This window comes from Pseudomonas sp. F8002, assembly GCF_013385495.1.
In the GTDB taxonomy this organism is placed as follows: Bacteria; Pseudomonadota; Gammaproteobacteria; order Pseudomonadales; family Pseudomonadaceae; genus Aquipseudomonas.
On the sequence record NZ_JACAPW010000001.1, the window covers coordinates 130,541 to 150,304 of the forward strand.

General features: G+C 61.0%; 20 protein-coding genes. 10 read left to right on the forward strand and 10 right to left on the reverse strand.

Annotated elements, in window-relative coordinates; genetic code table 11:
- Nucleotides 1-2: 2 nt before the first annotated feature.
- Genes HX811_RS00610 through tldD form a run of 3 tightly spaced genes read left to right on the forward strand, consistent with a single transcriptional unit; the run spans nucleotide 3 to nucleotide 6,174 of the window.
- Nucleotides 3-3,818 carry a YhdP family protein gene (locus tag HX811_RS00610; RefSeq protein WP_177044363.1) on the forward strand — a complete coding sequence of 1,272 codons (3,816 nt, stop codon included), beginning with the start codon at nucleotides 3-5 and terminating at the stop codon, nucleotides 3,816-3,818.
- 48 nt (nucleotides 3,819-3,866) lie between these two features.
- Nucleotides 3,867-4,715 carry a carbon-nitrogen hydrolase family protein gene (locus HX811_RS00615; protein WP_008437218.1) on the forward strand — a complete coding sequence of 283 codons (849 nt, stop codon included), beginning with the start codon at nucleotides 3,867-3,869 and terminating at the stop codon, nucleotides 4,713-4,715.
- Nucleotides 4,716-4,731: 16 nt separating this feature from the next.
- On the forward strand, nucleotides 4,732-6,174 hold the full coding sequence (gene tldD, locus HX811_RS00620; RefSeq protein WP_003216090.1) for a metalloprotease TldD: 1,443 nt from the start codon (nucleotides 4,732-4,734) through the stop codon (nucleotides 6,172-6,174).
- A gap of 45 nt (nucleotides 6,175-6,219) precedes the next feature.
- Here the strand turns inward: tldD and yjgA are convergent, their stop codons facing one another.
- On the reverse strand, nucleotides 6,220-6,741 hold the full coding sequence (yjgA, locus tag HX811_RS00625) for a ribosome biogenesis factor YjgA (RefSeq protein ID WP_003216092.1): 522 nt from the start codon (nucleotides 6,739-6,741) through the stop codon (nucleotides 6,220-6,222).
- Between the two features lie 108 nt (nucleotides 6,742-6,849).
- On the opposite strand from yjgA, the gene pmbA reads away from it, so the two are divergent.
- The 6 genes from pmbA to HX811_RS00655 all read left to right on the forward strand — a co-directional run bounded on the left by pmbA (nucleotide 6,850) and on the right by HX811_RS00655 (nucleotide 12,119).
- Complete coding sequence (pmbA, locus tag HX811_RS00630) at nucleotides 6,850-8,196, forward strand: metalloprotease PmbA (protein WP_003216094.1); 1,347 nt, start codon at nucleotides 6,850-6,852, stop codon at nucleotides 8,194-8,196.
- A gap of 149 nt (nucleotides 8,197-8,345) precedes the next feature.
- Nucleotides 8,346-8,741, forward strand: coding sequence for a hypothetical protein (locus HX811_RS00635; protein WP_008434319.1), 396 nt, complete (start codon nucleotides 8,346-8,348; stop codon nucleotides 8,739-8,741).
- Nucleotides 8,734-10,110, forward strand: coding sequence for an aspartate ammonia-lyase (locus HX811_RS00640; protein WP_008434316.1), 1,377 nt, complete (start codon nucleotides 8,734-8,736; stop codon nucleotides 10,108-10,110). Before HX811_RS00635 ends, HX811_RS00640 begins: the two co-directional genes overlap by 8 nt.
- Nucleotides 10,111-10,137: 27 nt before the next feature.
- The gene (locus HX811_RS00645) at nucleotides 10,138-10,581 is read left to right on the forward strand and encodes a hypothetical protein (RefSeq protein WP_003216099.1); all 444 of its coding nucleotides are present in this window, start codon (nucleotides 10,138-10,140) and stop codon (nucleotides 10,579-10,581) included.
- A 1-nt stretch (nucleotide 10,582) separates the two neighbouring features.
- On the forward strand, nucleotides 10,583-11,194 hold the full coding sequence (locus HX811_RS00650; RefSeq protein ID WP_008434313.1) for a superoxide dismutase: 612 nt from the start codon (nucleotides 10,583-10,585) through the stop codon (nucleotides 11,192-11,194).
- A 31-nt stretch (nucleotides 11,195-11,225) separates the two neighbouring features.
- Nucleotides 11,226-12,119, forward strand: coding sequence for a ZIP family metal transporter (locus HX811_RS00655; protein ID WP_177044364.1), 894 nt, complete (start codon nucleotides 11,226-11,228; stop codon nucleotides 12,117-12,119).
- 13 nt (nucleotides 12,120-12,132) lie between these two features.
- On the opposite strand, the gene HX811_RS00660 is transcribed toward HX811_RS00655, so the two are convergent.
- Complete coding sequence (locus HX811_RS00660; protein ID WP_177044365.1) at nucleotides 12,133-13,083, reverse strand: GlxA family transcriptional regulator; 951 nt, start codon at nucleotides 13,081-13,083, stop codon at nucleotides 12,133-12,135.
- Between the two features lie 114 nt (nucleotides 13,084-13,197).
- On the opposite strand from HX811_RS00660, the gene HX811_RS00665 reads away from it, so the two are divergent.
- Nucleotides 13,198-14,199 (forward strand): SLAC1 anion channel family protein, encoded by a 1,002-nt coding sequence (locus tag HX811_RS00665; protein WP_177044366.1) that lies wholly within the window; start codon nucleotides 13,198-13,200, stop codon nucleotides 14,197-14,199.
- A 20-nt stretch (nucleotides 14,200-14,219) separates the two neighbouring features.
- Here the strand turns inward: HX811_RS00665 and HX811_RS00670 are convergent, their stop codons facing one another.
- From HX811_RS00670 to lptC, 8 genes are all read right to left on the reverse strand, one after another.
- The gene (locus tag HX811_RS00670) at nucleotides 14,220-14,492 is read right to left on the reverse strand and encodes an HPr family phosphocarrier protein (RefSeq protein WP_003216108.1); all 273 of its coding nucleotides are present in this window, start codon (nucleotides 14,490-14,492) and stop codon (nucleotides 14,220-14,222) included.
- 16 nt (nucleotides 14,493-14,508) lie between these two features.
- Entirely contained in the window at nucleotides 14,509-15,366 is an 858-nt protein-coding gene (rapZ, locus tag HX811_RS00675) for an RNase adapter RapZ (protein WP_003216111.1), read from the reverse strand.
- Between the two features lie 2 nt (nucleotides 15,367-15,368).
- Nucleotides 15,369-15,833 carry a PTS IIA-like nitrogen regulatory protein PtsN gene (ptsN, locus tag HX811_RS00680; RefSeq protein WP_003216114.1) on the reverse strand — a complete coding sequence of 155 codons (465 nt, stop codon included), beginning with the start codon at nucleotides 15,831-15,833 and terminating at the stop codon, nucleotides 15,369-15,371.
- A 12-nt stretch (nucleotides 15,834-15,845) separates the two neighbouring features.
- A complete protein-coding gene (gene hpf / locus HX811_RS00685; protein ID WP_003216115.1) occupies nucleotides 15,846-16,151 on the reverse strand; it encodes a ribosome hibernation-promoting factor, HPF/YfiA family in 306 nt (101 codons plus the stop codon).
- 75 nt (nucleotides 16,152-16,226) lie between these two features.
- Entirely contained in the window at nucleotides 16,227-17,720 is a 1,494-nt protein-coding gene (locus tag HX811_RS00690; RefSeq protein WP_003216117.1) for an RNA polymerase factor sigma-54, read from the reverse strand.
- Nucleotides 17,721-17,904: 184 nt separating this feature from the next.
- The gene (gene lptB / locus HX811_RS00695) at nucleotides 17,905-18,630 is read right to left on the reverse strand and encodes an LPS export ABC transporter ATP-binding protein (RefSeq protein WP_003216119.1); all 726 of its coding nucleotides are present in this window, start codon (nucleotides 18,628-18,630) and stop codon (nucleotides 17,905-17,907) included.
- Nucleotides 18,630-19,202 (reverse strand): lipopolysaccharide transport periplasmic protein LptA, encoded by a 573-nt coding sequence (lptA, locus tag HX811_RS00700; RefSeq protein ID WP_023659193.1) that lies wholly within the window; start codon nucleotides 19,200-19,202, stop codon nucleotides 18,630-18,632. The genes lptB and lptA overlap by 1 nt, the downstream gene beginning before the upstream one ends.
- Nucleotides 19,189-19,761: an LPS export ABC transporter periplasmic protein LptC gene (gene lptC, locus HX811_RS00705; RefSeq protein ID WP_003216122.1), complete on the reverse strand. Its 573-nt coding sequence runs from the start codon at nucleotides 19,759-19,761 to the stop codon at nucleotides 19,189-19,191. Before lptC ends, lptA begins: the two co-directional genes overlap by 14 nt.
- Between the last annotated feature and the right edge of the window lie 3 nt (nucleotides 19,762-19,764).

Below are 19,764 nucleotides of genomic sequence, written 5' to 3' on the forward strand. Positions count from 1 at the left end.
ACATGGAGCGTCTGATACGCTTTTTTGCCGCATTGACCCGCTGGGGCCTCGGCCTGTGCGCCTTGCTGCTGGTATTGGCGGCGGTGTACGTGAGCCTGGGCCGTGAATTGACGCCGTTGGTGGCGGAGTACCGTGGCGAAATCGAGGCCAAGGCGCGTACTGCGCTGGATATGCCCGTGAACATCGGCAGCCTGGAAGGGCGCTGGAGTGGCTTCGCGCCGGTATTGTTGGCTCACGACGTGATGGTCGGCGAGGGCAGCAGCGCCCTGCGCCTGGACCAGGTGCAAGTGGTGCCGGATATCTGGGCCAGCCTGCTGGCGCGTGAAGTGCGCATTGCCCACCTGGAAGTCAGCGGCCTGCAAGTCAGCGTGAAGGAAGACCAGGACGGCCACTGGGCGCTGCAAGGCCTGCCGGTGCAGGATGACCAGCCGCTGGATCCCGAACAACTGCTGACGCGCCTGCAAATGGTCGGGCAGGTTTCATTGCTCGACAGCCAGGTGACGCTGCAGCCGTTCGACCAGGCTCCGCTGACCTTGACCTATGTCGGCGTGAGCCTGCAGACCGGCGCCAACCGCCAGCGCCTGGACGCGCGCCTGACCCTGCCCGACGGCCAGCCCCTGGCGTTGAACCTGCGCACCCGAATCCGCGCCAGCCAGTGGAAAGACGGCGAAGCCGAGGCTTACCTGAGCTTGCCCCAGAGTGACTGGGCAAAATGGATCCCGGCAAAACTGACCCAGCAATGGAAACTTACCGAACTCAAGGCCGGCGGCGAATTCTGGCTGACCTGGGCCAAGGGCACCGTGCAAAGCGCCGCCGTGCGCCTCAACGCCCCGCAGCTCAAGGGCAGCTATGCCGATCGCAAGCCGACGCACATCGAGAACCTGGCCCTCACTGCGTACCTGCAACGCAGTGACAGCGGCCTCAAGGTGCTGTTTGACTCGCTCGCAATGAACCTCGGCGACACCCGCTGGGAATCGCGCCTGCAACTGCAGCAAACCCTGGCCACCGACAAGGCCCAGGAAGTCTGGAACCTGCAGGCCGATCGCCTCGACCTGACGCCGATCACGCCATTGCTGCACGCCTTGGCACCCTTGCCGGAAGCCGTGGCCACCACCCTGGATCATCTGAAGGCCACCGGCACGCTGCGGAACGTGTTGCTGGATTATCGGCCTCAAGACACCACCGACCAGCGCGTGAGCTTCGCGGCCAACCTCGACCGTATTGGTTTCGACGCTTACTTCGGCGCACCGGCAGCCCGCAATGTCAGCGGCAGCATCAGCGGTGACCTGGGCAAGGGTGAGCTGCGCATGGACAGCAAGGATTTCTCCTTGCACCTGTTTCCGATCTTCGCCAAGCCCTGGCAGTACATCCAGGCCAACGCCCGCCTGACGTGGAAGCTGGACAAGGAAGGCTTCACCCTGATCGCGCCGTATATCAAGGTGCTGGGCGAGGAGGGCAAGGTCGCCGCCGACTTCCTGATTCGCCTGCATTTCGACCATAGCCAGGAAGACTACATGGACCTGCGGGTCGGTATGGTCGACGGCGATGGCCGCTTCACCCCCAAATACCTGCCGGCGGTGTTGAGCCCGGCGCTCGATGAGTGGCTGCGCACTGCGATTCTCAAGGGGGCAGTGGACGAGGGCTTCTTCCAGTACCAAGGCTCGCTGAACCACGACGCACTGCCTGCCTCGCGCAATATCAGCCTGTTCTTCAAGGTGCATGATGCCGAGCTGGCATTCCAGCCGGGCTGGCCGCACGTGAGCAAGGTCAAGGGTGAAGTGTTTGTCGAGGAAAGCGGCGTGCGCATCCTGGCCAGCAAGGGCCAGCTGCTCGACACCAAGGTCAATGATATCTACGTCAACATTCCCCACGCCCCCGAAGGCAAGGACAGCCACCTGCTGCTCACCGGCAACTTTGCCGGTGGCCTGGGCGATGGCTTGAAAATCCTTCAGGAAGCGCCGATCGGCACCGCCTCGACCTTCGCCGGCTGGAAAGGCGAGGGCGACCTGCAAGGCAAGCTGGACCTGGATATTCCCCTGGCCAAGGGCGCCGATCCCAAGATCGTGGTGGATTTCAAGACCGACAAGTCCCGCCTGCAACTGGCCGAGCCTACGCTGGACCTGAGCCAGCTCAAGGGTGATTTCCGCTTCGACAGCGCCAAGGGCCTGAGTGGCCAGAACATCAGCGCCCAGGCCTTCGACCGACCGATCACCGCGCAGATTTTCGCCGATGGCAAGCCAGGCGACCTCAACACCCGCGTCACCGCGAAAGGGCAGGTGACCGTCAAGCGGCTGACTGACTGGCTGAAGGTCAGCCAGCCGTTGCCGGTGTCCGGCGATATCCCCTACCAATTGCAGCTCAACCTCGATGGCGCCGACAGCCAGTTGATGGTCAGCTCCAACCTCAAGGGCGTGGCCGTGGACCTGCCGGCGCCGTTCGGCATGCCGGCGAGCCAGGGCCGCGACAGTGTGTTCCGCATGACCTTGCAGGGTAAGGAGCGCCGTTACTGGTTCGATTATGGCGAGTTGGGCAGCTTCACCTTCGCCGCCCCGGCGGACAATTTCGCCGACGGCCGGGGTGAGCTGTTCCTGGGAGATGGCGATGCGGTGTTGCCGGCCGGCAAGGGCTTGCGAATCCGCGGCGTGTTGTCGGAGCTGGATATCGACCCCTGGAAAAAGCTCGTGGACCGCTACGCCGGCAACGACCCGGGTGGCAGTGCCAAGCAGTTGTTGAGCGGGGCCGATTTCAAGGTCGGCAAGCTGACCGGTTTCGGCACCCAGTTCGACCAGGTCAGCTTGCAGCTGGACCGCAAACCCGCTGCCTGGGGCTTGCAGTTCGACAGCCAGCAGGCCAAGGGTACCGTGGGGTTGCCGGACGCCAAAGGCGCGCCGATTGCAGTCAACCTGCAGTACGTGAAGCTGCCTGCGGTGGATCCGACCGTGCAGGCGGATGAAAATGCGCCGGACCCATTGGCTGATGTTGATCCCAAGGATATTCCCGCGCTGGATATCTCGATTGCCCAGTTGTTCCAGGGCCCGGACCTGGTAGGTGCCTGGTCTCTGAAAGTTCGCCCGACCACCAGGGGCATGGCGTTCAACAGCCTGAACCTGGGGCTCAAGGGCATGCTGCTCCAGGGCGCCGGCGGTTGGGAAGGTGCACCCGGTGCCAGCAGCAGTTGGTACAAGGGCCGCCTCGATGGCAAGAACATTGGCGACGTGCTCAAGGGCTGGGGATTTGCGCCGAGCGTGACCAGCGAAGATTTTCACGTGGACGTGGACGGCCGCTGGCCGGGTTCGCCGGCCTGGGTAGGTCCCAAGCGTTTCTCCGGCAGCCTGGACGCCAGTTTCCGCAAAGGCCAGTTTGTTGAAGTGGACGGCGGTGCGCAGGCCCTGCGGGTGTTTGGCTTGCTGAACTTCAACTCCATCGGTCGCCGGCTGCGCCTGGACTTCTCGGACTTGCTTGGCAAGGGCTTGAGTTATGACCGGGTCAAGGGCTTGCTGGCCGCCAGTAACGGCGTGTTTGTAACCCGTGAGCCGATCACCATGACGGGCCCGTCGAGTAACCTGGAGATCAACGGCACCCTGGACCTGGTGGCAGACCGCGTCGATGCCAAGTTGCTGGTGACGCTGCCGGTCACCAACAACCTGCCGATTGCTGCATTGATCGTCGGCGCGCCGGCCATTGGCGGGGCGCTGTTCCTGATCGACAAGCTGATTGGCGACCGTGTTTCGCGTTTCGCCAGCGTGCAGTACAAGGTAGAAGGCCCGTGGAAGGACCCGAAAATCACCTTCGACAAGCCATTTGAAAAGCCAAACTGAGTACCTGTGGAGTAGCATGGCCGCATGCCTTTTCTGGAGTGTGGGCCCATGTCCTTTGCGGTAATTCAAATGGTCAGCCAAAGCGATGTGCTGGCCAACCTGGCCCAGGCTCGGCGCCTGCTGGAGCAAGCGGCGGCGGGCGGTGCAAGGCTTGCGGTACTCCCGGAAAACTTCGCCGCCATGGGCCGTCGCGATGTGGCCGATATCGGTCGCGCCGAGGCCTTGGGCGAAGGTCCGATCCTGCCATGGTTGAAACAGACCGCCCGCGACCTCACCTTATGGATAGTGGCCGGCACTTTGCCGCTGCCCCCAAAGGATCAGCCGAACGCCAAGTCCAATGCCTGCTCGCTGCTGATCGATGATCAGGGCGAAATCGTTGCCCGCTACGACAAGCTGCACCTGTTCGATGTCGATGTGGCCGATGCCCGGGGTCGTTATCGTGAATCCGATGACTATGCTCATGGTAGCCAGGTGGTCGTGGCGGATACGCCGGTCGGCCGCCTGGGGCTGACGGTGTGTTACGACTTGCGCTTCCCGGAGCTATACAGCGAATTGCGCGCTGCGGGTGCCGAGTTGATCACCGCGCCCTCGGCCTTTACAGCGGTAACCGGCGCCGCGCACTGGGATGTGCTGATCCGTGCGCGTGCCATCGAGACCCAGTGCTACCTGCTGGCGGCCGCCCAGGGTGGCGTGCATCCGGGGCCCAGGGAAACCTTCGGGCATGCAGCGATCATCGACCCATGGGGGCGCGTGCTGGCACAACAGGATCAAGGCGAGGCGGTGTTGTTGGCCGAACGCGATAGCAGCGAACAGGCGTCGATACGGACGCGCATGCCGGTGGCGGGCCACCGGCGCTTTTTCTCGCAGGGCGCGCAGCGACCTGCTTCAGAACGATGAATTTAAGGCCAAACCTATGAGCGAGTTGTTGTCCTCAGTCAGTGAACACCTCCTGGCGCCTGGTGGCGTGACCATCGAAAGCTTGCAAACGGTCCTCGGCGATCTGGCCGGGCCAGGCATCGACGCTGCGGACCTGTATTTCCAGGGGCAGATTTCCGAGTCCTGGGCCCTGGAAGACGGGATCGTCAAGGAAGGCAGCTTCAACCTCGACCAAGGCGTGGGTGTGCGTGCGCAGTCCGGTGAAAAAACCGGCTTTGCCTACAGCAACGCCATCACCCTGGAAGCCCTGGGGCTGGCGGCTCGTGCAGCGCGTTCGATCTCCCGTGCCGGGCAAAACGGCACGGTGCAGGCGTTCAGCACCCAGGACGTGGCCCAGCTGTATGCCCCGGATAACCCATTGGAAGTGATCAGCCGCGCCGAAAAGGTCGAGCTGCTCAAGCGTGTGGACGCGGCGACCCGCGCCCTGGACCCGCGTATCCAGCAAGTCACCGTAAGCATGGCCGGGGTGTGGGAACGCATCCTCGTGGCCTCCACCGATGGCGGCCTGGCGGCGGATGTGCGGCCGCTGGTGCGCTTCAATGTCAGCGTGATCGTTGAACAGAATGGCCGTCGCGAGCGCGGTGGCCATGGCGGCGGTGGGCGTACCGACTACCGTTACTTCCTCACCGAAGACCGCGCCATGGGGTATGCCCGTGAAGCGTTGCGCCAGGCCCTGGTCAATCTGGAAGCAATTCCGGCCCCGGCGGGTACGTTGCCGGTGGTATTGGGCTCTGGCTGGTCCGGCGTGCTGCTGCATGAAGCGGTGGGCCACGGCCTGGAAGGTGATTTCAACCGCAAGGGCAGTTCCGCCTACAGCGGGCGCATGGGCGAGATGGTTGCGTCCAGGCTCTGCACCATCGTCGATGACGGTACCCTGGCCGGGCGTCGCGGTTCGTTGAGCGTCGATGACGAAGGCACCCCGACCGAGTGCACCACACTGATCGAAAACGGTGTGCTCAAGGGCTACATGCAAGACAAGCTCAACGCGCGCCTGATGGGCGTGGCCCGCACCGGTAACGGTCGTCGCGAGTCCTACGCGCACCTGCCGATGCCGCGCATGACCAACACCTACATGCTCGGCGGCGAAAGCGATCCGGCCGAAATCATCGCCTCGGTGAAACGCGGCATCTACTGCGCCAACCTCGGTGGTGGGCAGGTGGACATCACCAGCGGCAAGTTCGTGTTCTCCACCAGCGAGGCGTATTTGATCGAAGACGGCAAGATCACCGCGCCGGTCAAGGGTGCAACGTTGATTGGCAACGGCCCGGAAGCCATGAGCAAGGTGTCGATGGTCGGTAACGACCTGTCGCTGGACAGCGGTGTGGGGACGTGCGGCAAGGATGGTCAGTCGGTGCCGGTGGGTGTCGGCCAGCCAACCTTGAAAATCGATGCGATCACCGTGGGGGGCACGGGGTCGTAAGAACGGGAGCTTCGGGTGGCGAAGGCCGCCACCCGGGGAAGAGGGTCAGCGCAGGCCGCGTTGACTATCGTCCAGCTCACGGATGTATTTGAAGATTTTTCGGCTGGAGGCCGGTGGCTTGCTTTGCGCCAGTTCGTGCTGGGCCTGACGGATCAGGGAGCGCAATTGTTGGCGATCGGCATCCGGGTACTCGATGACGAACTTCTCCAGTACCGCGTCATCGCCAGCGATCAGGCGATCACGCCAGCGTTCCAGGTTATGGAAGCGCTCGTTGTACTGGCGAGTGGAGGCATCGAGTTGATCGAGCAACGTCAGAATGGCGTCAGTGTCCTGGTCGCGCATCAGTTTGCCGATGAACATGAGGTGCCGTTTACGCGCGATATTCGCGGTGTGCTTGGGCGCATCGTTCAGAGCCCGGCGCAGAGCGTCGGTCAATGGCAGTTTTGCACACAAGTCAGGCTTGAGTGTTGTAAGGCGCTCGCCGAGGTCAACCAGAGCATGCAGCTCGCGTTTGACCTGAGATTTGCTTTTCTCCCCATCGAGGGAGTCGTCGTAAGAATCAACCATGGTGGCAGTCCGCAAAGAAACGCCGCCATGATAACCAGTCGGGGGCCGCTTGTCCGGCCCGGTCGCTAGAAGGCCTTAACCGAAAGCAGAATTTGAGTGGAGAAAACCATGAGTGCAGCCCAAAGCGTCGGTCCGCAAGCGTTACCGGCACTGCAGGAACAAGTCGAGCAGATCATTGCCGAGGCCAAGCGCCAGGGGGCCAGTGCCTGTGAAGTGGCGGTGTCCCTGGAGCAGGGGTTGTCGACTTCGGTGCGCCAGCGGGAAGTGGAAACCGTCGAATTCAACCGCGACCAGGGGTTTGGCATCACCTTGTACGTGGGCCAGCGCAAGGGCTCGGCCAGCACTTCTGCCAGCGGCCCGGAAGCGATTCGCGAAACCGTTGCAGCAGCGCTGGCGATTGCCAAGCACACCTCCGAAGATGAAAGCTCCGGCCTGGCTGATGCAGCCCTTATGGCTCGGGACTTGAAGGATTTTGACCTGTTCCATGCCTGGGACATCACCCCGGAACAGGCTATTGAACAGGCACTGACCTGTGAAGCGGCGGCATTCGATGCCGACAGCCGGATCAAGAACGCCGATGGCACCACCTTGAGTACTCATCAGGGTTGCCGCGTATACGGCAACAGCCACGGTTTTATCGGCGGTTATGCCTCGACGCGTCACAGCCTGAGTTGCGTGATGATCGCCGAAGCCAACGGCCAGATGCAGCGTGATTACTGGTACGACGTGAACCGCCAGGGCGAATTGCTGATGGATCCGGTACTCATCGGCCAGCGTGCCGCGCAGCGTGCTGCCAGCCGCCTGGGCGCGCGCCCGGTGCCGACCTGTGAAGTGCCGGTGTTGTTCTCGGCGGAACTGGCCGGTGGTTTGTTCGGCAGTTTCCTTGGGGCGATTTCCGGCGGCAACCTGTACCGCAAGTCGTCGTTCCTGGAAGGTGCGATTGGCCAGAAGCTGTTCCCGGAATGGCTGACCATCGATGAGCGCCCGCACCTGATGCGCGCCATGGGCAGTTCGTCGTTTGACGGTGATGGCCTGGCCACCTATGCCAAGCCGTTCGTCGAGAACGGTGAGCTGGTGTCCTATGTGCTGGGCACCTACGCCGGTCGCAAGCTCGGCCTGCCAAGCACCGCCAACTCCGGTGGCGTACACAACCTGTTCATCACCCATGGCGATGAAGACCAGGCGGCGCTGTTGCGGCGCATGGGCCGTGGCTTGCTGGTCACCGAGTTGATGGGCCATGGCCTGAATATGGTCACGGGTGATTACTCCCGTGGTGCGGCGGGTTTCTGGGTGGAAAACGGCGAAATCCAGTTCGCCGTGCAGGAAGTGACCATCGCGGGCAACATGCGTGACATGTTCAAGCAGATTGTCGCGGTGGGTAATGACCTGGAACTGCGCAGCAACATTCGCACCGGTTCGGTGTTGATCGAAAAGATGACCGTCGCCGGCAGCTAATCCGCCGACAGACGCCATAAAGAAGGCGCGCCACCCATTGGGTGGCGCGCCTTTTTTTGTGCCTGGAATTCCGGGTGATTCCCTCAGGCTCTTGTTTTGATTCTCAATATCATTTAATAATAAATATCATTACCGAATGAGTGTGGATCATGAGTTCTGTCCTGCATGAGGATCCCTACCTGGAAAGCTGGCGTTGGATGAGTCGTCAGATTCGTTGCGGCCTTGCTCCCGACGAGCCCCGCCTGATCGAACATTACCTGGCCGAAGGCCGGTACCTCGCCTGTTGCACAGCGACCCACCCGTGGACCATCGGCGAAACCTCATTCCGCCTGCTGCTGGACACCGCCTCCGACATCGCCTTGCCCTGGCACTGGCGGTCCATGTGCCTGGACCAGGCCTGGCGCCCGTTGCGCGACCTGGAAAAACTTTCCCACTGTGCCTGCCGCCTCAAGCGCTGGCAGACCTTTGCCTGGCAATTGGCGACCTGCGAATTGCTGCCTTCCATTTCTCACTCTGACCTGGTGCAAGGATCTTCCGATGAGTAACACCCGTATCGAACGCGACAGCATGGGCGAACTGCAAGTGCCCGCCGAAGCCTTGTATGGCGCGCAAACCCAGCGTGCGGTGAACAACTTTCCCATCAGCCACCAGCGCATGCCGGCGCAGTTCATTCGTGCGTTGATCCTGGCCAAGGCTGCCGCTGCTAAAGCCAACGTCGAGCTGAAACAACTGAGCGAAGCCCAGGGCAAGGCCATCGTTGATGCCGCCCAAGGCTTGCTGGAAGGCGATTTCATGCAGCATTTCCCGGTGGATATCTTCCAGACCGGTTCCGGCACCAGCTCCAACATGAACGCCAACGAAGTGATTGCGACCCTCGCCAGCCGCTTGCTGGGCGAGCCGGTCAACCCTAACGATCACGTCAACTGCGGCCAGAGCAGCAACGACATCATCCCCACCACCATTCACGTCAGCGCGGCACTGGTGCTGCACGAACAGACCCTGCCGGCGCTGCTGCACCTGGTCCAGGTGATCGAGCACAAGGCCGAGGAGGTGCACCGTTTCGTCAAGACCGGTCGGACGCATCTGATGGACGCCATGCCGGTGCGCATGAGCCAGGTGCTCAATGGCTGGGCGCAGCAGCTCAAGGCCAATATCGGCCATCTGCAAGACCTGCTGCCGAGCTTGCAGGCGCTGGCCCAGGGTGGCACTGCAGTCGGCACCGGGATCAATGCGCATCCGGAGTTTGCAGCGCGCTTCAGCCAGCAACTGAGCAGCCTGACCCACGTCCAGTTCACCCCAGGCAAGAACCTGTTCGCGCTGATCGGCTCCCAGGACACGGCCGTCGCGGTCTCCGGGCAGCTCAAGACCACCGCCGTGTCCCTGATGAAAATCGCCAACGACCTGCGCTGGATGAACTCCGGCCCATTGGCGGGCCTTGGTGAAATCGAGCTGGAAGGCCTGCAGCCGGGCTCTTCGATCATGCCCGGCAAGGTCAACCCGGTGATCCCGGAAGCCACCGCCATGGTTGCCGCACAAGTCATCGGCAACGACACGGTGATTACCATCGCCGGCCAGTCCGGCAACTTCGAACTCAACGTGATGCTGCCGATCATTGCCCAGAACCTGCTCGGCAGCCTGGAGTTGCTGGCCAACTCCAGCCGACTGCTGGCCGACAAGGCCATCGCCAGCTTCAAGGTCAACGAAGCCAAGCTCAAGGAAGCGCTGTCGCGCAATCCGATCCTGGTGACCGCACTGAACCCGATCATCGGTTACCAAAAGGCCGCCGAAATCGCCAAGAAGGCCTATCAACAAGGCCGCCCGGTGATTGATGTGGCGCTCGAACATACCGACTTGCCCCGCAGCCAACTGGAAATCCTGCTGGATCCGGAAAAGCTCACGGCCGGCGGCGTGTAATCACCGACCCTGCTTTGGAGGCTCACCATGGAGCACTGGAAACGCACGATCGAACGGGCCAATCGCTGCTTTATGGCGGGCGAGCTGGTAGATGCCCGCGAGGCCTACCTGCAAGCCCTGGCCCTGGCTCAAGTGTTGTTTGAGCGCTGGGCGGATGCCGACGAAGCGGTGGCGGCTTGCGTCATTTCCCATCACAACCTGGCCGACCTGCACTTGCGCCTGAACCAGCCGGAAGAAAGCGCGGAATACCTCTGCGCCATTCACCAGCGCCTGTTGCAGACCATGCAAGACACCCGTCTTAACCCGCTATTGCGGGAAGCGGCCCTGCGTCAGAGCAGCAAGACCTACGTCGAACTGCTGAATTTCATCAGCGATCACGGTGAGTACCCACGTACCCACCGCCTGCTGGGCAGCAACGTGGCGCCATCGGATGCGTCGACCCGCAACAGCCCTTTTTATGGAGCTCATTGATATGTCCTACACCTTGCCGGCCTTGCCTTACGCCTACGATGCCCTTGAACCGCATATCGACGCGCAAACCATGGAGATCCACTACACCAAGCACCACCAGACCTACATCAACAACCTCAACGCAGCCGTCGAAGGCACCGAGTTTGCCGCTTGGCCGGTGGAGAAACTGGTGTCCAGCGTCCAGCAACTGCCGGAAAAACTCCGGGCGGCGGTGATCAACCAGGGCGGCGGCCACGCCAACCACTCGTTGTTCTGGGCTGTCATGTCGCCCAAGGGCGGCGGCAAGCCAGACGGCGCGCTGGGTGACGCCATCGACGAGCAGTTGGGCGGTTTCGACGCCTTCAAAGAGGCCTTCACCAAAGCTGCCTTGACCCGTTTCGGCAGCGGCTGGGCGTGGTTGAGCGTGACGCCGCAAAAGACCCTGGTGGTGGAAAGCAGCGGCAACCAGGACAGCCCGTTGATGAACGGCAATACGCCAATCCTCGGCCTGGACGTCTGGGAACACGCTTATTACCTGCTGTACCAGAACCGTCGTCCGGAATACATCAATGCGTTCTACAGCGTCATCAACTGGCCGGAAGTTGCCGGCCGCTACCAGGCTGCGCTGGGCTGAAACTCCTCTATAACAAGATCTAAGGCCGACTATGGGCACTGAAACACTGGCGATCAGCAGCGTGCGAATGTTTCGTTATGCGTTTGGCTCGCTGCTGCTATTGGCAGGAACTGCATTGCTGGTGGCCCAAGGGCTGGCCTGGCTTGACCTGGAACCGCGCATCCTGCGTGCCTTGCAGGGCGGGGCCATCTGCGCGCTCGGCACCGCCCTGGGTGCCGTGCCGGTACTGGTAATCCGCCGGATGCCATTGGCGGTGAGCGACACGCTGCTCGGCTTCGGTGCCGGGGTGATGTTGGCCGCTACGGCATTTTCGCTGATCGTGCCGGGTATTGCGGCTGCCCAAAGCCTGGGGCTGACGCCATGGGCCGCCAGTGGATTGATCAGTTTCGGCATCATGCTGGGCGCGTTCGGGCTGTATCTGGTGGATCGCAAGGTCTCCGGCGCGAGCCCGGAAATGCTGGTGGGCAGTCCGGAGCATCCGGTGATACCGCCGCGTATCTGGCTGTTTGTGTTCGCCATCATTGCCCACAACATTCCCGAAGGCATGGCCGTGGGTGTCTCGGCAGGCGGCGGCATGCCGGATGCCGACAGCCTCGCCATGGGTATCGCCTTGCAGGATGTGCCGGAGGGACTGGTGATTGCGTTGGTGCTGGCCGGGGCAGGGATGTCGCGGGTCAAGGCGTTCCTGATCGGCGCGGCGTCCGGGTTGGTGGAGCCGGTGTTTGCGGTGCTGTGTGCCTGGCTGGTGAGCCTGGCTCAGGTGCTGTTGCCGCTGGGGCTGGCGCTGGCGGCCGGGGCAATGCTGCTGGTGGTAACTCACGAAGTCATTCCCGAGTCGCGGCGCAATGGCCATGACAAGCTCGCCAGCCTGGGGCTGTGTATCGGGTTTTGCTTGATGATGGTGATGGATACGGCGTTGGGCTGAGGCTGTCGCGCTTCTACAAGAAGCGCTTGCGGTAGTCGCTGGGGGTAACGCCCAGGCGGCGAACGAAGGCGCGCCGGAACCCATCAAGATTGGCATAGCCGACCTGATCGGCCAGGCGTTTGAGCGAGACATTCGACCCTTCGATCAGCCGCCGTGCCTGGTCGATACGTGCCAGCTCCACGAACTCGGCAGGGGTGAATCCACCCTCGGCCTTGAATACCCGGGCAAAGTTGCGTTCGCTCATGTCAGCGCGCTGGGCCAGCAATGCCACGCTCAGGTCTGCGGCCAGGTTGTCGACGATATAGGTCTGTATCTGGCGAATGTTCGTGCGCTCTGCGGTCTGTGCCGCCAGTTGGGCGCTGAACTGTGACTGGCCGGCCGGCCGTTTGAAGTACATCACCATTTCCCTGGCCACACTGAGCGCCAAATCCCGGCCGTGGTCCTCCTCGACTAACGCGAGCGCCAGATCCATACCGGCCGTCACACCGGCGGAGGTGTACAGGTTACCGTCGCGGATAAAAATGCTGTCCGGTTCGACCACGGCATCGGGGTATTGCCTGGCCAGCAATGCACTGGAATTCCAGTGCGTGGTGACGCGTCGCCCGACCAGCAAACCAGCAGCCCCCAGCACAAAAGCGCCACTGCAAACCGAGCCTATCCGCCGCACGCGCGTGGCCTGGTAGCGTACCCAGTCCCGCAGGTGGGCGTCGTGTGCCACGTCATTCACGCTGGGGCTTCCTGCGATCAGCAGCGTATCGATAGACCCCTTGAACGTCTCGATGGAGTCATCCGTGGCCAGGCGAAGCCCATTGGTTCCCTTGATCTGCCCCGCGACGGTACCGATGACCGAGATCCTGTATGCACGGGAATTGCCCAATTGCCTGGCCGCTTCAGCGAACACATCGGCAGGGCCCACGACATCCAGCATTTGCACACGGGGAAACGCCAGGAGGGCAATTCGCATGGTGTCGGTCTCCGTAGTGGAAATGGCTGAAATCGTCGTTAAGCGACACTATAGGACAGAGGGGAGGTAGGCGACACTGTCCGTCACGTGCTTTATCGTCAACCGGAGACCCGCATGAGCATCTGTAACGCGCCACTTCCCCCCTTCGCTGTCGAATCGAGCGAGCGGTCGGGGTCCATCAAGAATCTTCCCATCAATTTGTTTGGCGCCGTGATGGGGTTGGCCGGCCTGAGCCTGGCCTGGCAGTCCGCCAGTGAATATGTGGCTTACGCGCAAATGATCGGAGCGGTCATTGGTGGGTTTGCCATTCTGGTGTTTATCGCACTGGTGGCGGGGTATCTCACCAAATGGGTTAAATACCCTGCGGCGGTCAAAGCCGAATTCAATCACCCGATATCAGGAAATTTCTTTGGCACGGTGACGATCGCGTTGCTGCTGCTGTCGGCAGTCGTAGGCTCAGCTAGCACCCTGATCAGCCAGGGGCTTTGGATGTTGGGTAGCCTGCTGACCGTGATCCTGGCGGCAATTGTGCTCTCGCGACTGTTGTCCGGTAATCAGGAGTCGCGATATGCGGTGCCTGCCTGGCTGATCCCGGGGGTGGCGGCGCTCGACATCGCGGTGACAGGTGCCCACATGCCCATGGCGTGGGCATACGAGTTCAATCTGTTCGCGATGGCGGTAGGGAGTGTGATTGCGCTGGTGTTCTTCACGCGAATTTTTTCACGTCTGGTTCACGAGCCGGTGATGGCCAAAGGTATGACACCTTCGCTGATGATACTTATCGCCCCCTTTGAAGTCGGCTTTCTGGCTTACACCAACTTCTTTGGCAGCGTCGACTACTTTGCCAGCGTGCTCTTCTACTTTGGCCTGTTCCTGTTTGGGGTGCTGGCATTCAAAATATTCCGTCAGGCCGCGCCTTTTTCTCCTGCCTGGTGGGCAATCAGCTTTCCGATTGCGGCATTGAGCAACGCTGCGTTGAAATATGCCGATGCCAAAGGAGGCGCGATCCTGGAAGCGATTGCCTATCTGATCCTGGCTTTCCTGACGATCGCCCTGGCCGTACTGACGGTCAAGACGTTGAAGATTCTGTTCAACGGCAAACTGCTGTCCAGCTGACGCAGGGGAGGGGCGATTACCTACTCGCCCTCATCAAAGAAATTATTGATCAACGCTACCAGGGCATCCATCGCTTCCTGCTCTTGCTCGCCTTCGGTCTTCAAATGAATCTTCGTGCCCTTGCCCGCAGCCAGCATCATCATGGCCATGATGCTTTTGCCGTCGACCATGGATTCCGGGGTACGCCCGGCGCGGATCTGGCAAGGGAACTGCCCGGCGACGCCGACGAACTTGGCCGAGGCCCGGGCGTGCAGGCCCAGCTTGTTGATGATTTCAATTTCCAGAGCGGGCATCGCGGGGGTGTTCCTTTCAGCTGAGGTCGCGGTGGCGAACCTGGACGTTCTTGAGGGTTTGTTGCAGCACCTTGCCCAGGCGTTCGGTCAGGTAGACGGATCGGTGGTGGCCGCCGGTGCAGCCAATGGCGATGGTGACATAAGCCCGATTGCTGGCCGCAAAACGCGGCAGCCATTTGAGCAGGTAGCTGGAGATGTCCTGGTACATTTCCTCGACATCCGGTTGCGCCGCCAGGTACTCGGCCACAGGTTGGTCCAGCCCCGACTGATCGCGCAGTTCCGGCTTCCAGTACGGGTTGGGCAGGCAGCGCACATCGAACACCAGGTCGGCATCTACCGGCATGCCGCGCTTGAAACCGAACGACTCGACAAGGAACGCCGTGCCTGGCTCCGGCTGGTTCAGCAGACGCAGCTTGATCGCATCCCGCAGTTGATACAGGTTCAGGCTGGTGGTGTTGATCTTGAGGTCGGCCAGGTCAATGATCGGCCCCAGCAGTTTGGTCTCGTCCTCGATGGCTTCGGCCAGGGAGCGATGAGGGCTGCTCAACGGGTGGCGGCGACGGGTTTCGGAGAAGCGCTTGAGCAGGGTCTCTTCGTCGGCGTCCAGGTACAGCACATCGCAATGGATGTGCTTGGCCCGCACTTCTTCGAGCAGTTCAGGAAAGCGTGTGAGGTGGCTGGGCAGGTTGCGGGCGTCGATCGACACGGCGACCAGCGGTTGCGCCAGCTCGGTATGAATCAACGCGCGTTCCGCCAGTTCCGGTAGCAGGCCGGCGGGCAGGTTGTCGATGCAATAGAAGCCGTTGTCCTCAAGAACATTGAGGGCCGTGCTTTTACCTGAGCCGGAACGGCCGCTGACGATGATCAAACGCATGATTAATGCCCGTTTTGTTCATCCAGGACAACCTGGTAGAGCGCCTCATTGCTTGAGGCACTACGCAGTTTGTCGCGTACGTCCTTGCGGTCGAGCATGCTGGCGATCTGCCGAAGCAGCTCCAGGTGCGCATCGGTGGCAGCTTGCGGGACCAGCAGCACGAACAGCAGGTCGACCGGCGCGCCGTCGATGGCGTCGAAATCGATAGGGGCGTCCAGGTGCAGCAGGGCGCTGACTGGAGACTCACAGCCTTGCAGGCGGCAGTGAGGAATGGCGATGCCGTTGCCAAAGCCGGTGGAGCCGAGCTTTTCACGGGCGATCAGGGCCTCGTACACAGCTTGCGTATCCAGTTCGGGCACTTCGCGGCCGATCAGGTTGGCAATTTGTTCGAGGGCGCGCTTTTTACTGCCGCCCGGCACGTTCACGAGGGAACGGCCGGGGGTCAGGATGGTTTCAAGTCGGATCATGGGTGGGGAGTGTTAGCGGCCAGTGCCTTGAAGAAGGCTCTGCTGCTTTTCCTTATGCTTTTTAAGTTGGCGGTCAAGCTTGTCTGTGAGCAAGTCGATTGATGCATACATGTCTTCATGTTCGGCATTGGCGACCACTTCGCCACCGGGTATCTGAAGTGTCGCTTCGATTTTCTGCTGAAGCTTGTCGACCTTCATGATGACCTGCACGTTGGTGATCTTGTCGAAATGGCCCTCAAGCTTCTTCAGCTTCAGCTCGACGTATTCGCGCAATGGAGGGGTGACTTCTACATGGTGTCCACTGATGTTGACTTGCATACAGCTTCTCCTTCGTTGCCAGTGCATAAAGCGGCGGGTAGGAATACCCGCCACTGGAACGCTATGGCCCGCCCGTCACATCAAACGCTTACGCTCGCTGGAAGGCGCGATCCCTAGGGACTCGCGGTACTTGGCGACGGTTCGACGGGCGACCTGAATGCCTTGTGCCTCCAGTAAACCAGCGATCTTGCTGTCACTCAACGGCTTTTTCTGATTTTCCGCGGCAACCAGTTTTTTGATGATCGCGCGGATCGCCGTGGACGAGCATTCGCCGCCTTCGGAGGTGCTGACGTGGCTGGAGAAAAAGTATTTCAGCTCATATATACCCCGTGGGGTATGCATGAATTTTTGCGTGGTCACCCGGGAAATCGTTGATTCGTGCATGCCCACCGCCTCGGCGATGTCGTGCAGTACCAGCGGCTTCATTGCTTCATCGCCGTATTCCAGGAAGCCGCGCTGGTGCTCGACGATCTGGGTGGCGACTTTCATCAGGGTTTCGTTGCGGCTTTGCAGGCTCTTGATGAACCAGCGGGCTTCCTGAAGCTGGTTGCGCATGAAGGTGTTGTCGGCGCTGGTGTCGGCGCGGCGCACAAAACCTGCGTATTGCGGATTGACCCGCAGGCGCGGCACCGATTCCTGGTTCAGCTCCACCAGCCAGCGTTCGTTGTCCTTGCGCACAATCACGTCGGGCACGACATATTCGGCTTCGCTGGACTCGATTTGCGAGCCCGGGCGTGGGTTGAGGCTCTGCACCAGCTCGATGATCTGGCGCAGGTCATCTTCCTTGAGCTTCATGCGGCGCATCAGCTGGCTGTAGTCGCGGCTGCCCAGCAGGTCGATGTAGTCGGTGACCAGGCGCTGCGCTTCGCTCAGCCAAGGCGTCTTGGCCGGCAATTGGCGCAGTTGCAGCAGCAGGCACTCGCTGAGGTTGCGGGCGCCGATGCCGGCCGGCTCGAATTGCTGGATGCGGTGCAGGACGGCTTCGATTTCGTCCAGTTCGATGTCCAGTTCCGGGTCGAACGCCTCGAGGATCTCCTCAAGGGTCTCGTCCAGGTAGCCCTGGTTGTTGATGCAATCGATCAGGGTCACGGCGATCAGGCGATCGGTATCGGACATCGGTGCCAGGTTCAGCTGCCAGAGCAAATGGCTTTGCAGGCTCTCGCCGGCAGATGTGCGGGTGGTGAAGTCCCACTCGTCGTCATCGTTGCTGGGCAGGCTGCTGGCGCTGGTCTGGTAGACGTCTTCCCAGGCGGTATCCACGGGAAGTTCGTTGGGAATGCGTTCGTTCCATTCGCCTTCCTCAAGGTTATCCACCGTAGGGGCGGTTTCCTGGTAGGAGGGTTCCTGTACGTCGGGGTTGGGCTTTTGCTCGATGTTGTCGGCCAGCGGGTCTGCATTATCGAAGTCGTCGCCTTCTTCCTGGCGTTCGAGCATCGGATTGGACTCCAGGGCCTCCTGGATTTCCTGTTGCAGGTCCAGGGTCGACAATTGGAGCAGGCGGATGGCCTGTTGCAGCTGCGGTGTCATCGTCAGCTGCTGGCCCATTCTCAGGACTAGCGATGGTTTCATGGCAGGGGCTTAACACCTTATTCGCCGGCGCAATGCGCCATCCACGACAGGGCGCGTGAGCGCCAAACATAAGCAAATTATATGCCTGATATCGGGGGCTTTGCCTAGAGCGCGGTAACAATAAAAATACTGAGGTTTTTATTGACTACCGTGCTCCATGGCGAATGGCCTGATACCACCGTGTTTACAGGCGGAACTCGTGACCCAGATACACTTCCTTGACCAGTTCGTTGGCCAGGATAGTGGCAGAGTCACCTTCGGCAATCAGCTGTCCATCGTTGACGATGTAGGCGGTTTCGCAGATATCGAGCGTCTCACGGACGTTGTGGTCGGTGATCAACACGCCGATGCCCTTGGCCTTGAGATGATGGATGATCTGCTTGATGTCGCCGACCGAGATCGGGTCGACACCGGCGAAAGGTTCGTCCAGCAGGATGAACTTGGGCGCCGTGGCCAGCGCGCGGGCGATTTCCACACGACGACGCTCGCCGCCGGAAAGGCTCATGCCGAGGTTGTCGCGAATGTGGTTGATGTGGAATTCCTGCAGCAGGCTTTCCAGCTCTTTCTTGCGCCCGGCGCGGTCGAGTTCCTTGCGGGTCTCGAGGATGGCCATGATGTTGTCGGATACCGACAGTTTGCGGAAGATCGATGCTTCCTGGGGAAGATAGCCGATACCCGCTTGCGCACGGCCGTGCATAGGCTGGTGGCTCACGTCCAGGTCGTCGATCAGGACGCGGCCTTGATCGGCCTGCACCAGGCCGACGATCATGTAGAAGCAGGTGGTCTTGCCGGCACCGTTGGGGCCGAGCAAGCCGACGATCTGGCCGCTGTCGATCGACAGGCTGACGTCACGCACGACCTGACGGCTTTTATAAGCCTTGGCCAGATGCTGGGCTTTCAGGGTTGCCATTAATTCGCCTTCTTCGCGTCGGGTTTCGGCGCCGGCTGGGCTGCGCCCGGTTTCTGCTTCGGCTGGATAACCATGTCGATACGCGGCTTCGGCGTGCTGATTTTCGAGCCGGTAGCACGGCCGGCCTGGGCGATCTGCTTCACCGTGTCGTAGACGATTTTTTCGCCGTCGGTGGTGTTGCCGTCATTGATGACCCGGGCCTGGTCGATCAGCACGATGCGATTTTGCTGGGCGTGGTACTGGATCGTCTTGCCATAGCCTTTGACCGGCGTAGGGTCGCCCACTTTCTGCAGTTGTTCGAAATACGCCAGGTTGCCCACCGAGGTGACCACGTCGATATCGCCTGCCGGGGTACGAGTCAGTGTCACGGTGTTACCCGTCACTTTCATCGAGCCCTGGGTGATGATCACGCTGCCCGTGTAGGTCGCGATACCTTGCTTGTCATCCAGCTGCGCATCGTCAGCCTGAATGTGGATCGGTTGCTGGCTATCGTTCGGCAGAGCCCAGGCGCTCACGCTTCCCAGTGCTGCGCCCAGGCCGAGCAAAATAGGGAGGGTTTTAACGAGCCTCATACTGTCCTCTTACGTTCGATAGCAGGTGTATCCTGCTTTCTTTCAAATACGCTTTCATTCCCTTGCCAGTCGATACACCGCCAGCGCCGTCAATTCTAACGTCTTGCTCGGTCTGCGCATATTGCTTCTGTGGGAATACGGTCATGCGACTGCTGGTAATAATGGTGTCGCGGTTCTTGGCGTCAGTGCGGGCTACCCGCACCGAGTCAATCAGTTCCACTTGGGTGCCGTCCGGGTTGACTTCGCCACGCTCGCTGGTGACGTGCCACGGAAATTCGGCGCCGCGGTACAGGTTCATGTCCGGCTTGGTCAGCAAAGTGACCTCGGATGCCTTCAAGTGTTCGACCTTGTCGGAGGTCATTTCATACTGGACCTTGCCATCGGGCAGGTACTGGATGCTGTGGGCGTTGATGGCGTAATAGTCGATAGCACTCTCGTCAACCTGTGCAACCGGCTTGTCGAGGAAGCGCTCCGGGCTGATATTCCAGTAGCCGACCGCGAGGAAAACCGCGGCGATGACTGCAAGTATCAGGAAATTGCGAATCTTTTTACTCAGCATAAA

Excerpts from the sequence above, each read along its gene's own strand:
- lptB (WP_003216119.1), bottom strand. The coding sequence starts at position 18,630 with ATGGCAACCCTGAAAGCCCAGCATCTGGCCAAGGCTTATAAAAGCCGT.
- HX811_RS00670 (WP_003216108.1), bottom strand. The coding sequence starts at position 14,492 with ATGCCCGCTCTGGAAATTGAAATCATCAACAAGCTGGGCCTGCACGCC.
- HX811_RS00635 (WP_008434319.1), top strand. The coding sequence starts at position 8,346 with ATGAGTTCTGTCCTGCATGAGGATCCCTACCTGGAAAGCTGGCGTTGG.
- HX811_RS00660 (WP_177044365.1), bottom strand. The coding sequence starts at position 13,083 with ATGCGAATTGCCCTCCTGGCGTTTCCCCGTGTGCAAATGCTGGATGTC.
- HX811_RS00645 (WP_003216099.1), top strand. The coding sequence starts at position 10,138 with ATGGAGCACTGGAAACGCACGATCGAACGGGCCAATCGCTGCTTTATG.
- HX811_RS00640 (WP_008434316.1), top strand. The coding sequence starts at position 8,734 with ATGAGTAACACCCGTATCGAACGCGACAGCATGGGCGAACTGCAAGTG.
- HX811_RS00615 (WP_008437218.1), top strand. The coding sequence starts at position 3,867 with ATGTCCTTTGCGGTAATTCAAATGGTCAGCCAAAGCGATGTGCTGGCC.
- yjgA (WP_003216092.1), bottom strand. The coding sequence starts at position 6,741 with ATGGTTGATTCTTACGACGACTCCCTCGATGGGGAGAAAAGCAAATCT.
- pmbA (WP_003216094.1), top strand. The coding sequence starts at position 6,850 with ATGAGTGCAGCCCAAAGCGTCGGTCCGCAAGCGTTACCGGCACTGCAG.
- HX811_RS00655 (WP_177044364.1), top strand. The coding sequence starts at position 11,226 with ATGGGCACTGAAACACTGGCGATCAGCAGCGTGCGAATGTTTCGTTAT.
- ptsN (WP_003216114.1), bottom strand. The coding sequence starts at position 15,833 with ATGATCCGACTTGAAACCATCCTGACCCCCGGCCGTTCCCTCGTGAAC.
- HX811_RS00610 (WP_177044363.1), top strand. The coding sequence starts at position 3 with ATGGAGCGTCTGATACGCTTTTTTGCCGCATTGACCCGCTGGGGCCTC.
- lptC (WP_003216122.1), bottom strand. The coding sequence starts at position 19,761 with ATGCTGAGTAAAAAGATTCGCAATTTCCTGATACTTGCAGTCATCGCC.
- tldD (WP_003216090.1), top strand. The coding sequence starts at position 4,732 with ATGAGCGAGTTGTTGTCCTCAGTCAGTGAACACCTCCTGGCGCCTGGT.
- lptA (WP_023659193.1), bottom strand. The coding sequence starts at position 19,202 with ATGAGGCTCGTTAAAACCCTCCCTATTTTGCTCGGCCTGGGCGCAGCA.
- HX811_RS00690 (WP_003216117.1), bottom strand. The coding sequence starts at position 17,720 with ATGAAACCATCGCTAGTCCTGAGAATGGGCCAGCAGCTGACGATGACA.
- rapZ (WP_003216111.1), bottom strand. The coding sequence starts at position 15,366 with ATGCGTTTGATCATCGTCAGCGGCCGTTCCGGCTCAGGTAAAAGCACG.
- hpf (WP_003216115.1), bottom strand. The coding sequence starts at position 16,151 with ATGCAAGTCAACATCAGTGGACACCATGTAGAAGTCACCCCTCCATTG.
- HX811_RS00665 (WP_177044366.1), top strand. The coding sequence starts at position 13,198 with ATGAGCATCTGTAACGCGCCACTTCCCCCCTTCGCTGTCGAATCGAGC.
- HX811_RS00650 (WP_008434313.1), top strand. The coding sequence starts at position 10,583 with ATGTCCTACACCTTGCCGGCCTTGCCTTACGCCTACGATGCCCTTGAA.